The organism is Streptomyces sp. NRRL S-646, from assembly GCF_000720765.1.
GTDB lineage: Bacteria > Actinomycetota > Actinomycetes > Streptomycetales > Streptomycetaceae > Streptomyces.
Genome location: NZ_JODC01000003.1, coordinates 542,810 through 556,386, shown reverse-complemented (window position 1 = coordinate 556,386; position 13,577 = coordinate 542,810). Strand labels below are relative to the sequence as shown.

Here is a 13,577-nt window from a genome sequence, read left to right as displayed (position 1 = left end):
GTCAAGTGTGAGTACGGAGAAGCGCGCACCCCTGGACCGCAAGCGGGTCGCCGACACGGCCCTGAAGCTGCTGAACGAGGTCGGCCTGGACGGCCTCACCCTGCGGGCCATCGCCAAGGAGCTGGACGTCAAGGCGCCCGCCCTGTACTGGCACTTCAAGGACAAGCAGGCGCTGCTCGACGAGATGGCGACGGAGATGTGCCGCCGGATGGTCGCGGGCGCCGCCCTCGATCCGGCCGACACCTGGCAGGAGCGGCTGCTGAAGGCCAACCGCGGTCTGCGTGCGGCCCTGCTCGGCTACCGCGACGGCGCGAAGGTGTACAGCGGCTCACGCTTCACGGGCACCGATCATGCCCGGGAGTTGGAGGAGAACCTGCGCCTGCTCACTGCCGCCGGCTTCACCCTCACCCAGGCGGTGCGCGCGGGCGCCACGGCGTACTCGTACACCATCGGTTTCGTCACCGAGGAACAGGGCGTCCGGCCCCTGCCCGACGAACGCCGCGAGGGCTACGGCGTCGAGGAGAGGGCCCGCCTGCTGGCCGACTTCCCGCTCGCGGCCGCGGCCGGCGCGGAGATCTTCGAGGACTACGACCGGCACTTCGAGGAAGGGCTGGAGCTGGTCGTCGCGGGGATCGAGGCGCGGTACGGCAGTACCTGAGCGCTGCGTCGGCGTCCGGTGAGCGGGCCTCAGCGCGGTCCGGACAGTGCCGCCCGCAGCTTCGGCGTCAGTCGCTTCTCGACGTAGCGATTGAGCAGCCAGGCCAGCAGCAGCATCGATGCGATCGTCAGGACGAAGGTCGCTGCCGACGGCAGGCCGAGGCTGATGTGCAGGGCGTGGATCACCACCCAGCCCAGGTGCTCGTGGACCAGGTAGAACGGGTACGTCAGCGCCCCGGCCACGGTCAGCCAGCGCCAGTTCGCCCAGTTCAGCCAGCCCAGAGCGATCGCGGCGACCGCGACGAAGCCGAATGCGACGATGAGGGTGATGCCGAGCGAGGAGCGGTGGGCGAAGGCGTTCGGGTCCGACGCGTTCCACAGGCTGCGCACCGCGTAGTGCTGCCCGATCAGGAAGCTCACGGCCACGATGCCCCAGGCGTAGACGTCGCGCCGGTCGCGGTGGACGAGGTAGAGCCCGACACCGCCGATGAAGAAGGGCGCGTACTCGGGTATCAGCACGATGTCGAGCAGCGGCATCTTCGCTCCCTGCGCGATCGCCGCCGCCAGCGTCCAGCCGGCGCAGAACAGGATCACGCGGCGACGGGTCGCCCCAGGCAGTACGACGCACAGCGCGAACAGCGCGTAGAAGCGGATCTCCGCCCAGAGCGTCCAGCACACCCCCAGCACCCGGTCCACGCCCAGCGGTTGCTGAAGCATCGTCAGGTTCACCAGGGTGTCGCTCGGCGACAGGGCCTTGTAGGCGACCATCGGCAGCGCGAACACCGCCGACACGATGAGTATCGCCGCCCAGTAGGCCGGCAGCAGCCGGGAGGCGCGGGAGGCGAAGAACGACTTCAGGGGCCGGCCCCAGCCGCTCATGCAGATCACGAATCCGCTGATCACGAAGAAGACCTGGACACCGAGGCAGCCGTAGGCGAAGTAGCCGTGCAGCGCGGGGAACTGGTGCTTGGCGGAACTTCCCCAGGCTCTGGTGACCTCGCCGCCGCGTCCGCCGTAGTGATACGCCGCCACCATCAGCGCGGCGATCAGTCGCAGTCCGTCCAGGGCGCGGAGCCGGGTCTCGCGGGGTGCCGTCCGTATCGGCCGATGGTTTACCGGCGCGTTTGCCGGCGTGTCGGGCACCGGTCGGACGGTCGTGCTGGTCACTGGATTCCCCTCGCTGCACTCACTCTCATGGGTGTGTCACAGCACATTAGTCCGAATCACAGGGTTGCCTTGATGTGCAGGCCGACCATTTGTCTTACGGTCCCGGCAAGTTCATCTGAATGTCGTTTTAACTTCCTGGGCATGCCCAGAATCCCCCCATGGCGCACGCGATGGCTGCGCCGGGTTCCTGACCCAGAACGGCGGGTCCTCACACCGGTGGGGACCCGCCCTCCTTTATCGCGCTACGGCCTTCTTCAGCGCCCGCGCCCGGCGGACCACCCGACGGGCCGTGGAGTTGCGGGGGAGGAACGCCAGACGCTCCGGGATGCCGCCCGGCAGCCCCAGCGCGGTGAGCCGCTTCCGCCTGAAGTACCGCTTGGTGCGGGCCGAGAGGTGCTTGGAGAGGTGTCGTTCCGCAGCCGTCCGCAGGGACGGGTAGATCTGCGGCTGCATCGTGTAGCTGAGAGCGTCGAGCAGACCGTCCAGGGTGCTCGCGGGCAGCGTCTTCTCGTTCTTGCCGTCTTCCAGGTCCGGCAGCAGCGCGTCGGCCAGGACGACCGGGACCCGGTTGCTGTTCTGGAACGGCGTGAGACCGTCCAGCAGCGGTGCCGTACCGATGCGGGCGACCGGGAGGCCGTAGAACGCGGACGCCGTGAAGAGCGCCGTGGAGAAGCAGCCCACGACCAGGGCGGGCCGCGACTGCTCGAACAGCACCTCGGCGAGGACGGGCAGGTCGAGGACGGTGAGGTCCACGCCCAGCTTCCCGGCCTCGGTCTCCAGGGCGCGGCTGTAGCGGGCCGGCGCGGTGGGGTGCGGCTTGAAGACGATCGAGCGGTGCCCGCGCTCGACCGCTCCGCGCATCATCCGCACGTGCAGGTCCTCCTCCTCCTCGGGGGAGAGGATGCCCAGAGCGGACAGGTACTGGCCGAGCAGCAGCGCCGAGTTGTCGGGGAGGACGGGCAGGTCCTCGACGGAGGAGGTGAGTTCGCCCATCACCTTCAGGAACGCCTCGGTCGACACGAGCTCCGCCGGTACGTCGAACTCGGTCAGCAGGCGCGGGGTCAGCCCCGGCACCAGGTCCAGGTGGAGCAGGCGCCGCACGCGCGTGCCGACCAGCGGGTCGATCTTGTTGCGGGTGGGGCCGTAGCTCATCAGGCCGTCGGCGTAGACGTGCACGGGCGCGTCGGTGAACAGCTGGGCCACCGTCAGCGCCGGGGCGACCTGGATGGACTCCACGACCAGCTCCACCCGGTCGTCGCCCAGGCCCCAGAGCAGCCGCAGATAGCGCTCGAAGAGCGGGATGTCGTCCTGGCGCGGGGTCCAGGCACCGGGATGGAAGGGGCGGATGGCCTCGTTCCAGGACAGGACCTCGTCGAAGTGGTCGCGCAGCGGCTCGAAGCCCGGCATCTCGTCGACGGGCGGCGTCGTCTCCGGGGTCGCCGAGTTGTTGAAGACCAGCAGCAGACTGCGGTCCTCGTCCTCGAAGCAGTCCGAGTCCAGCGCGGCGGCCAGGGTGGCGGCGCCGTACAGGGTCGAGACGCAGTAGATGCGGGTGGTACGGGGCATCAGGCAGCCGCCTTCGCTGTCGTGATCCTGCGCCGCAGCCGCCGCAGCTTGGAGGAACGGTGCATGTCCATCGTTTCGAGTACGTCGCCGAGCATGTCCTGCGGCAGGCGCTGGATGGCCGCCGCGCTCCTCGCCCGCAGCTGCCGGTACACCGACGGCTCCCACTTGTCCTCGTCCGAGACGTGGTGGGCGATGATCGCGCAGTACGTGCGCACCGCCTTCGGCAGCAGCCGGTCCGCGTCCGGGTCCTTCGCCGTCTCCTCGATGACCTGGTCGAAGGCGCGGATGAAGTCGAGCTGGCGGACGTCGCCGATCTGCGTCAGGGAGGACGCCACCCCGCGCCGGTAGAAGACGCCGAGCAGACTCACCACGGCGAACGACTCCGCCTCGCGGTGCAGCTTCCAGATCCAGGGCCGGTCCTCGGCCGTGCGCAGCCCGTCGGTGAAGTGCAGCAGGCCCTTGTCGAGGAGCCGGCGGTGGTAGGCGCCGGCCCAGGCGAAGGCGTAGTCCACGGAGGTCGAACGGTCGGCGGGCAGGATCGCCTCGCGCGGGTTCAGTGCCTCCCAGCGGCGCCCGATGGGGACCCGGTTCACGCTGCGCGCGCGGGCGGTCGCCTGCACATGGTCGGTGCGCACGAAGTCGACGCCCAACCCTTCGATGGCCTCGACCAGTTCGGCGAAGTAGCCGGGAGCCAGCCAGTCGTCGCCGTCCAGGAACGTCAGGTACTCGCCCTGCGCCGCGTCCAGGCCGGTGTTGCGGGCGGTGGCGAGTCCCCCGTTCTTCTCATGGCGGATATACCGCACCTGCGCCACGTCGGAGAGCTCCTCGGCCGCGCGTTCGAGAATCGCCGGAGTTTCGTCCTTCGAATGGTCGTCGACCAGTACGAACTCGAAATCCCGTCGCGCGTTCAAGCGAAGGCTTTTGAGGGTGTCCGGGGCGTATTGCTGCACGTTGTAGAACGGCACGATCACGGAAAGCTTTGGCACATGCGAAAGCGTAGGAGGCAGTCCGGCGGCGTACCTTTCCGGTGCCCGTACAGGGGGTGAACTCAATGTGTCGGAACGGTGCATCGACTGTAGCTCCGGGGATTTGGCGGGCCAGTTCGGCTGTCGGCGGGGTGTTGTTAACTTTTTGTTGAGGTGCGGTTGGGCCGCTCCTCGGAATTGCTTCCTAGCGTCTTCGTCGTGCCACCAAGTACCTCGAAGCCCACGCGAATCGCCGTACTCGCGGACTCCGACACCCGCTGGAAATGGGGTGCGCTGACCGCGGCTCGTATCGCCCCGGGCCCGTCCATGGAAACCGCAGCCGGCGAGGACGCGCAAGTCGGTCTCGAGCTGAGCGGATTCCTGCTGCGCGGGCGGGCGACCCCGACCCCCCGCCAGCTGGCGGAGGTCGGTGTGCGCGCCGACTCCCTTCGCGAGGTCACGGCCGTGGAGTTCCTGCGCGCCATGGGCGAGGAGGAGTACGACGTCGTCGTGCTCGCCCTCGTCGGCGGCGGCGTCCAGGCGATGCTGCACGGGCTGCGGCGGTTGTGGGAGGGCCGCGAGCGGCGTCCCGTCGTCGTCACCGGCTATGTCGGCGTCGTCTACGAGAAGCTCGCCGACGGCCTCCTGCTGCGACACGGCGCGGACCTCGTCCTCGCCAACTCCCGCCAGGACGCGGAGCGTTTCCGGGCCGTGTACGAGGGGGTGGGCGCCGACGCCTCGTCGGTGACCGAGGTGGCACTCCCGTTCCTCGGCGGAGCGGCCTACGAAGGTGAACACGATCCGTACACGGTGGTGTTCGCCGTCCAGCCGTCCGTCCCGGACAGCCGCAAGGACCGCACATACCTGCTCAACCGGCTGATCCAGCACGCCCGGCTGCACCCCGAGCGCGAGGTGCTGCTGAAGCTGCGCTCCAAGCCGGGCGAGCACACCACGCACATCGAGGAGCAGCCCTACCAGAAGCTGGTCCAGCGGCTCGATCCGCCGGCCAACTTCCGCCTGGTGTACGGGAACATGGGCGAGGTCCTCGACCGCACCGACCTGCTGGTCACCATCAGCTCGACGGCCGCACTGGAGTCGCTGCACCGCCGGATCCCGACGGTCGTCCTGACCGACCTCGGTGTGCGCGAGGTGCTCGGCAACCACCACTTCGTGGGCTCCGGATGCCTCGCCTCCTGGGACCAGCTGGACGCCGGGCACCGGCCGACCGCCGACGAGGAGTGGGTGGCCCGGCAGGGCGTCGTCGCGGACGGCTCCTACGCCACCGCCTTCGACGCGGCCCGCGAACGCATCGCCAAGCTGCTCGACCGCGGCCCGGCCCCCCTCACCCCGTACTACACACCGGCGACCGCCCCCGGCTACCTGCCCGGCATCCTCGCCCGCCACCACCTCGGTCCGGACGGCAGCCCGCTGCCCGGCGCCCCGGCCGCCGACAGGGAGCCGGGCCCGGTCCGCCAGATCGTGCGCCGCGCCGCGCGCGGTGCCTATCGGCACGGGGTGCAGCGGGTGGCCCCGGTGATCCGGCGGATGGGGGAGCTGTGAGCACCGACCGGACGACCGGCGCGCAGGCCGCAGGCGCCGCGGAAGCGGCGGTCGCGCGAGTCGTGTCCGCCGTGACGGCGGGTGCGGTCCCGCAGGGCGGCGGGCGAAGCAGGCCCGGCGAAGTCCGTTGCGGTTCGGCCGCGCCCCAAGGGGGCGCGGGGCTGTATCGATCTGCGGCTCCGCCGCGATGGGGGTCCCCCCGCTCGAGCGAAGCCGAGAGTGGGGGAGCGACCAGCCACGACGAACCGGCAGACGACCGACGTCCCAGCGCGGCCCCGCGGCCGGGCCGCACATCGGCCCAGCCCGCGGAGCGCCCCACCCCGATGTCTCCGCAAGGAGCCCAAGGAGTAGTCCCCATGTCCAACCCGCAAGCGGGCCAAGGCGCTTCCGTGCGTCGGGTGCTCGCGGTGATTCCAGCGCGCGGCGGCTCCAAGGGCGTGCCCGCGAAGAACCTCGCCCCCGTCGGCGGTGTGCCGCTGGTGGCGCGGGCGGTGCGCGAGTGCCTCGCCACCCGCCTCGTGACCGATGTCGTCGTGTCCACCGACGACCAGGCCATCGCAGCCGCCGCCCGCGAGGCCGGCGCCGAGGTCGTGCTGCGCCCCGCCGCCATCGCCGGGGACACCGCGACCTCCGAGGCCGCCGTCCTGCACGCCATGGACGCCCACGAGGCCCTGCACGGCGCGGCCGTCGACGTCGTGGTGTTCGTGCAGTGCACCAGCCCGTTCATCATCCGCGAGGACATCGACGGAGTGGCGGCCGCGGTCGCCGAGAACGGCGCCGACACCGCCGTCACCGTGGCCCCCTTCCACGGCTTCATCTGGCGCGACGCCGAGGACGAGGTCGCCGCCGGCACCGTCTCCGAGGCCGACGCGGCCACCGGCGGCGGCTACGGCGTCAACCACGACAAGTCCTTCCGCCCCCGCCGCCAGGACCGCCCCCAGGACCTCCTGGAGACCGGCGCCGCCTACGCGATGGACGCTCCCGGCTTCCGCAAGCACCAGCACCGCTTCTTCGGCCGCACCGAACTCGTGCGCACCGACCCCGCGCGCGTGCTGGAGATCGACGACCCGCACGACCTGGCCCGCGCCCGGGCGCTGGCCCCCCTCTTCGACGCGGACCGCCCCGGTTCGCTGCCGACCGCCGACGACATCGACGCGGTCGTACTCGACTTCGACGGCACCCAGACCGACGACAGGGTGCTGATCGACGCCGATGGAAAGGAGTTCGTCTCCGTGCACCGCGGAGACGGGCTGGGCATCGCCGCGCTGCGCAAGAGCAGCCTGAAGATGCTGATCCTCTCCACGGAGCAGAACCCGGTCGTCGCCGCCCGCGCACGGAAGCTGAAGATCCCCGTGCTGCACGGCATCGACCGGAAGGACCTCGCACTGAAGCAGTGGTGCGAGGAGCAGGGCATCGCGCCCGAGCGCGTGCTCTACGTCGGCAACGACGTCAACGACCTCCCGTGCTTCGCCCTCGTGGGCTGGCCCGTGGCGGTCGCGAGCGCCCACGACGTGGTACGCGGCGCCGCCCGTGCGGTCACCACCGTCCCCGGTGGCGACGGCGCGATCCGAGAGATCGCCAGCTGGATCCTCGGCCCCTCTCTCGATTCCCTAACCAAGTAAGGACAGTTCCTGCCATGAGCACCAACTCCCGTCTGCGCACGTTCGGTTCGAAGACCGCCGGCCCGGGTCAGCCCGTCTACGTCGTCGGCGAGATCGGCATCAACCACAACGGCGAGCTCGAGAACGCCTTCAAGCTGATCGACGCCGCCGCCGAGGCCGGCTGCGACGCGGTCAAGTTCCAGAAGCGCACCCCCGAGATCTGCACCCCGCGCGACCAGTGGGACATCGAGCGCGACACCCCCTGGGGCCGGATGACGTACATCGACTACCGCCACCGCGTGGAGTTCGGCGAGGACGAGTACCGCCAGATCGACGAGTACTCCAAGGAGAAGGGCATCGCCTGGTTCGCCTCCCCGTGGGACACCGAGGCCGTCGCCTTCCTGGAGAAGTTCGACGTCCCGGCCCACAAGGTGGCCTCCGCCTCCCTCACCGACGACGAGCTGCTGCGCTCCCTGCGCGCCACCGGCCGCACGGTCATCCTCTCCACCGGCATGTCGACGCCGAAGCAGATCCGTCACGCCGTCGAGGTCCTCGGCTCGGACAACATCCTGCTCTGCCACGCCACTTCGACGTACCCGGCGAAGGCCGAGGAGCTCAACCTCCGCGTCATCAACACCCTGCAGGCCGAGTACCCGAACGTCCCGATCGGCTACTCCGGCCACGAGACCGGCCTGCAGACCACCCTCGCCGCGGTCGCCCTCGGCGCCACCTTCGTCGAGCGCCACATCACCCTGGACCGCGCGATGTGGGGCTCCGACCAGGCCGCCTCCGTCGAGCCGCAGGGCCTGACCCGCCTCGTCCGCGACATCCGCACCATCGAGGCCTCCCTCGGCGACGGCGTCAAGAAGGTCTACGAGTCCGAGCTCGGCCCCATGAAGAAGCTGCGCCGCGTCGCGGGCGTCGTCGCCGAGGCGGAGATCGCCGCGGCTGCGGGCGAGCCGGTCTCGGTCTGACCCTGATCCGAACACCCTGTAACGCTCTACGACGGGACGGTCGTACGTAGGATGAGCCCCCGCGCCGGGTCAGCCGGCTCCCACACTCTCGCGTTCGTCGAGAGCCCGGTACAGCTGCTGAACGTGCTGGAGTGGGCGCACCTCCATGCCCTCAGGGACCTGGAGGCACCCGGAGGGGGACTCACCCTCGTCGTCCTGTCCCCGAACGACCCCATGAGCCGCGGCCAGCTGCGCCGGATGGCCGAGCTGGCCCGGGACGAGGGGTACGAGGTCCGCTGGGAGGAGGCGCGCGGCGGTCCGGGCGCCCCCTTCCACACCATCGGCGGCCTCACCCCGCTGCTGCGCAGGGCCCGCCGGGTCGTGATGGGCGATCCTTTCTCCCGCTACGTACAACTCCTGCTGACGATCACCAAGGCCCGTGATCTCGTCGTCGTGGACGACGGCACGGCGACCATGGAGTTCGTCGCCCAGCTGGCCCGCGGCGAACGCCTCGTCCGCTGGCACCGCAAGGGCGGCCGCCCCGGCGCCCGGGACCTGATCTTCGCCCCCGTCTCCTCCTCGGCCCGCCGCCGGCTCACCCCCAGCGCAAAGCGGCACGTGGAGATCTTCTCCTCCATGCCGATGGACGAGAAGCCGGACGGCGTGACGGTGACGGCGAACGACTTCACCTGGACCCGGGCCCGCTTCGGCCCGCCCCGCATCACCAAGGGCGCCGACATGGTGGGCACCTCGCTGGTGGAGACCGGCGTGGTGGACGGCGACCGCTACCTGGAGGCCGTCCGCAGCCTGGCGAAGACCCACGGCGCCACCCGCTACTTCGCCCACCGCCGCGAGAGCACGGACAAGCTCCACCGGCTGGCCGCCGAGACGGGCCTGGAGATCGTCCGCCCCGACCTCCCCCTGGAGCTGATCGCCCGCCGCGGCCCCATCGGTCGCACCATCCTGAGCTTCCCCTCCACCGTCGTCCACACCCTCCCCCTCGCCCTGATAGGCACAGAGGTCCGGGTCGCGGTCTGCGACATCGACCCCGGCTGGCTGACGGAGAACGCATCACCGCGGGCACAGGGGTTCCTGTCGGGGGTGACGGGAACGGCACGGGATGTGACCCGCCTTTCGGCGGTCACGGCAGCGTGAAGCGCCCCAAGGGGCCCGGGGCTGTGTCGATATGCGGCTCCGGGCGCGACAAGCCACGACGGGCCGGCAGACGATCGACGGCATATCGCGGCACTCCCTAATCGCCGCCCTCCCCAGCGGAGCGCTTCCGCGCCAGCAGAAACGCCCGCGGCCGCGTCTCCTCCTCCTGAGGCTCACGCAGCACACGGGCGTGCAGCCGCAGCCCTGCCTTGACCAGATGCTCGGCCACGGCCTCCGGCGTACGCCAGTAATAGTCCAGCGAGATCTCCTGGCCGAAGCGCTCCGAGAGGTGCAGGCGCCCGTCCTCCTCACCGCTCTGGAAGCCCAGCAGCACATGCCCCCCGGGCACCAGCACGCGCCGGAACTCGTCGAAAACCGCCGACAGGTGCTCGTCCGGGACATGGATGATCGAGTAGAGGGCGAGCACCCCGCCCAGCGTCTCGTCCGGCAGGTCCAGCGAGGTCATCGAACCCACGTGGAACCGCAGCCCGGGATGCGCCTGCCGGGCCAGCGCCACCATGCCGGGCGACACGTCGACCCCGAAGGCCGGCACCCCGAGCGCGTCGAGCCGGGCGGTGACATGACCGGGCCCGCTGCCGACATCGGCGACAGGCGCCGTACCGGCCGCACGGACGAGCTCGGCGAATGCGGTGATCAGGGCCAGGTCCAGCGGTCTGCCGCTCAGATGGTCGGCGAACTGCTCGCTGTACGGGCGGGCGATCGCGTCGTAGGAGGTTCGGGTGGCATGCAGGAAATCCGGGCTGCCCGGTATCGCGGAGCTCACGGGCCCGCACCCTACTAGCGGTCGTCCGTCGTCCAGGTGAAACCGCCGAGAGAGTCCTGCGACGACTGTTCGAACCTTTCCCCGGACCTCTCCCCGAGGCCCTCCCCGGATGTCTCGCCGACCTCGTCCGACCACGGCGGGTACCGCCACCGTCGGTACAGCGAGACCGTCAGCACCAGCAGCCAGCCCGCCAGGATCATCGCGACCAGCAGGCCCAGGAACAGGCCGGCCGTGCCGAGCAGACCGAATTTCGCCAGCATCCAGGGGATGTGTTCCTCACCGCAGCCGCATGCCTCCATGGGGGCATGCTGCCCGCGACCCACCCGCCGTGTGCGCTGCGTGGCGGAAACGTCGCGCGGTGGTGATGATTCCGGGATCCGGGCCCGTATGTCCCACAGTGCGGTCCCGACAGGTGGAACGGAACCACCGGACAGACGCGGGGCGTGGTATGCGTAGAGAAAAGCAAGGTATACCCACCTCAACCCTTGCCCATGCGTCGAGCGGCCAGATTTTCTCCCCCTGACGGGTTGAATTTTTGTTGATCGAGGGGCAGCTGGCCACCCCGGCGTCCTACGCTTTAGAGGGTGAAGCAACTGATGTCACCAGAGTCCGAGGTCGATCATCCCGGGGCAGCCGTGCTCCCCGGCACGCTGCCCGAGGCGCTGCGTGCCGAACTCGTGGCCTTCCGGCGCGACTTGCACATGCACCCCGAGCTCGGCAACCAGGAGTTCCGTACCACCGCGGCGATCAAGGAGCGGCTCGAGGCGGCAGGCCTGCAGCCCCGTGTGCTCGCCACCGGTACCGGGCTCGTCTGTGACATCGGGGAGTGGGACGGCGGGCGGCCCATGCTCGGCATGCGCGCCGACATCGACGGCCTGCCCATCCCGGACACGAAGACCGAGTGCTCCTACCGCTCGACCGTGCCCGACCGCGCGCACGCCTGCGGTCACGACGTGCACACGACCGTGGTGCTGGGCGCCGGCCTGGTCCTGGCCGAGCTGCACAGGCAGGGGAAGCTTCCGCGGCCCGTGCGGCTGGTGTTCCAGCCGGCCGAGGAAGTACTCCCCGGTGGCGCCGCCGACGCCATCGAGTGCGGGGTGCTCGACGGGGTGGGACGGATGATCGCCGTGCACTGCGACCCCCGGGTGGACGCCGGGCGCATCGGCCTCAGGCAGGGCGCCATCACCTCCGCCTGCGACCGGCTCGAGGTCGCCCTGGACGGGCCCGGCGGGCACACCGCCCGCCCGCACCTCACCACCGACCTGGTCACCGCCGCCGCCCGCGTCGCCATCGACGTGCCCGCCCTGGCCGGGCGGCGCATGGACACCCGCAGCGGGCTCGCCATCACCTGGGGCCGCATCGAGTCGGGGCACGCCCCGAACGTCATCCCGCAGCACGCCGAGCTCTCCGGAACCGTCCGCTGCCTCGACCTCGAGGCCTGGCGGCAGGCGCCGGACCTCGTGGTCGCCGCCATCGACGAGGTCGCGAACCTGCACGGCGCCAAGTCGGAGATCAACTACGTGCGGGGCGTCCCGCCCGTGGTCAACGACGCGGACGTGACCGACCTGCTGCGCGACGCCATGACCGCCCGCCGCGGCGCCCTGTCCGTCGAGGACACCGAGCAGAGCCTCGGCGGCGAGGACTTCTCCTGGTACCTGGAGCATGTACCCGGCTCCATGGCCCGCCTCGGCGTCCGCACCCCGGGTGAGCGCACGGTGCGCGACCTGCACCAGGGCGACTTCGACGCCGACGAGTCGGCGATCACGGTCGGTGTCGAGCTGTTCACGGCGGCGGCCCTGCTGGACGCGGCGGAGTGATCCGAGCGTGCCGAGCGGCCCCCTCGGGGGCCGTTCCGCCGACCGGCGCAACATGCTCGTAAGCCAATCGTGCACGCATCGAAATCCTGGTGTGTGACGGCGTAAGAGCCTGAGTTCAGGCAGTGTTTGCCTCGAATCGATAACGGCTTCGGTAGGGGTGTTTTTCTGACATCTACGCGCGTTACGATGCCGCGAAGCCGACGCCGCAGGGGCGTCCGGGCCCGAGCACTGGCAAGGTGCTCACATGAAGCGCCGACATGGCGCTCAGGTCAGGTGAAGGAGCCTCCCGTGCGCCGGGTAGCCAAGCTTTCCGCTGCGTGTATCGCCACCGCAGCTCTTGCACTGACTGCCACAGCCTGTGGCAGCACCTCGTCCGAGAAGGACAACGCGTCCTCCTCCGCTTCCTCCGGCGGCGGCAAGGGCATCAAGATCGGTCTCGCCTACGACGTCGGCGGCCGTGGTGACCGTTCCTTCAACGACTCCGCCGCGCGCGGTGCCGACAAGGCCGAGAAGGAGTTCGGCGGTTCCATCAAGGAGCTGACCGCGAAGAACTCGGACACCGAGGCCGACCGCGAGCAGCGGCTGACCGACCTGGCGGACGCCGGCTACAACCCGATCGTGGCCGTCGGTTTCTCCTACGCCACCTCGGTCGACAAGGTCGCCGCGAAGTACCCGAAGGTCAACTTCGGCCTCATCGACTCGGTCGCGACCGCCAAGAACGTCGACAGCATCACCTTCACCGAGGAGCAGGGCTCCTACCTGGCCGGTGTCGCCGCGGCGCTGAAGACCAAGAAGAACCACGTCGGCTTCATCGGCGGTGTCGACACCCCGCTGATCAAGAAGTTCGAGGCGGGCTACGTCCAGGGCGTCAAGGACACCAAGCCGAGCGTCAAGGTCGACGTCCAGTACCTGACCCACGGCTCGGACCTGTCCGGCTTCTCCAGCCCCGACAAGGGCAAGGAGGCCGCGTCCGGCATGCTCGACAACGGCGCCGACGTGGTCTACGCCGCGGCCGGCTCCTCCGGCAACGGCTCGATCGAGGCCGTCAACGGCGTCAAGGGTGCCTGGGCCATCGGCGTGGACTCGGACCAGTACAACATCCCGGGTCTGGCCAAGTACAAGAGCTCGATCCTGACCTCGATGGTCAAGAACGTGGACGTCGGTGTCTACGACTTCATCAAGTCCGTGCACGACGGCAAGCCGCTGACCGGCAACCAGTCCTACTCGCTCGCCAAGGACGGTGTCGGCCTGGCCACCAGCGGTGGCTTCATCGACGACATCAAGGCCCAGCTGGACGCCGCGAAGAAGAAGATCGTCGACGGCACCGTCAAGGTCAAGACCGCCCCGTGATC

The 13,577-nt window shown here is 70.1% G+C and carries 12 protein-coding genes; 7 read left to right on the top strand and 5 right to left on the bottom strand.

What is annotated here, in order from left to right:
* Positions 1–7 precede the first annotated feature (7 nt).
* Positions 8–658 (top strand): TetR/AcrR family transcriptional regulator C-terminal domain-containing protein, encoded by a 651-nt coding sequence (locus tag IH68_RS0106960; protein WP_030930029.1) that lies wholly within the window; start codon positions 8–10, stop codon positions 656–658.
* 29 nt (positions 659–687) lie between these two features.
* Here IH68_RS0106960 and IH68_RS0106955 read toward each other — a convergent pair whose 3' ends face one another.
* The 3 genes from IH68_RS0106955 to IH68_RS0106945 all read right to left on the bottom strand — a co-directional run bounded on the left by IH68_RS0106955 (position 688) and on the right by IH68_RS0106945 (position 4,376).
* Positions 688–1,824, bottom strand: coding sequence for an acyltransferase family protein (locus IH68_RS0106955; RefSeq protein ID WP_030930026.1), 1,137 nt, complete (start codon positions 1,822–1,824; stop codon positions 688–690).
* A gap of 234 nt (positions 1,825–2,058) precedes the next feature.
* On the bottom strand, positions 2,059–3,390 hold the full coding sequence (locus IH68_RS0106950) for an alpha-2,8-polysialyltransferase family protein (protein WP_030930023.1): 1,332 nt from the start codon (positions 3,388–3,390) through the stop codon (positions 2,059–2,061).
* The gene (locus tag IH68_RS0106945; protein WP_030930020.1) at positions 3,390–4,376 is read right to left on the bottom strand and encodes a glycosyltransferase family 2 protein; all 987 of its coding nucleotides are present in this window, start codon (positions 4,374–4,376) and stop codon (positions 3,390–3,392) included. Before IH68_RS0106945 ends, IH68_RS0106950 begins: the two co-directional genes overlap by 1 nt.
* 198 nt (positions 4,377–4,574) lie before the next feature.
* Here IH68_RS0106945 and IH68_RS0106940 point away from each other — a divergent pair, with 198 nt between their 5' ends.
* From IH68_RS0106940 to IH68_RS0106925, 4 genes are all read left to right on the top strand, one after another.
* Positions 4,575–5,915 (top strand): DUF6716 putative glycosyltransferase, encoded by a 1,341-nt coding sequence (locus tag IH68_RS0106940; protein ID WP_030930017.1) that lies wholly within the window; start codon positions 4,575–4,577, stop codon positions 5,913–5,915.
* A gap of 356 nt (positions 5,916–6,271) precedes the next feature.
* Positions 6,272–7,537, top strand: a complete 1,266-nt coding sequence (locus tag IH68_RS0106935; RefSeq protein ID WP_030930015.1) for an N-acylneuraminate cytidylyltransferase — start codon at positions 6,272–6,274, stop codon at positions 7,535–7,537.
* Positions 7,538–7,551: 14 nt separating this feature from the next.
* A complete protein-coding gene (locus IH68_RS0106930; RefSeq protein WP_030930014.1) occupies positions 7,552–8,490 on the top strand; it encodes an N-acetylneuraminate synthase family protein in 939 nt (312 codons plus the stop codon).
* 51 nt (positions 8,491–8,541) lie between these two features.
* Positions 8,542–9,624 (top strand): hypothetical protein, encoded by a 1,083-nt coding sequence (locus tag IH68_RS0106925; protein WP_030930012.1) that lies wholly within the window; start codon positions 8,542–8,544, stop codon positions 9,622–9,624.
* A 97-nt stretch (positions 9,625–9,721) separates the two neighbouring features.
* On the opposite strand, the gene IH68_RS0106920 is transcribed toward IH68_RS0106925, so the two are convergent.
* Together IH68_RS0106920 and IH68_RS49655 are read right to left on the bottom strand one after the other, a co-directional pair.
* The gene (locus IH68_RS0106920) at positions 9,722–10,408 is read right to left on the bottom strand and encodes a class I SAM-dependent methyltransferase (RefSeq protein WP_107057411.1); all 687 of its coding nucleotides are present in this window, start codon (positions 10,406–10,408) and stop codon (positions 9,722–9,724) included.
* A gap of 14 nt (positions 10,409–10,422) precedes the next feature.
* A complete protein-coding gene (locus IH68_RS49655) occupies positions 10,423–10,707 on the bottom strand; it encodes a hypothetical protein (protein WP_037884590.1) in 285 nt (94 codons plus the stop codon).
* Positions 10,708–11,004: 297 nt separating this feature from the next.
* Between IH68_RS49655 and IH68_RS0106910 the strand changes: the two genes are divergently transcribed.
* The gene (locus IH68_RS0106910) at positions 11,005–12,225 is read left to right on the top strand and encodes a M20 family metallopeptidase (protein ID WP_030930007.1); all 1,221 of its coding nucleotides are present in this window, start codon (positions 11,005–11,007) and stop codon (positions 12,223–12,225) included.
* Positions 12,226–12,513: 288 nt separating this feature from the next.
* A complete protein-coding gene (locus IH68_RS0106905; RefSeq protein ID WP_030930005.1) occupies positions 12,514–13,575 on the top strand; it encodes a BMP family lipoprotein in 1,062 nt (353 codons plus the stop codon).
* The last annotated feature ends 2 nt before the right edge of the window (positions 13,576–13,577 follow it).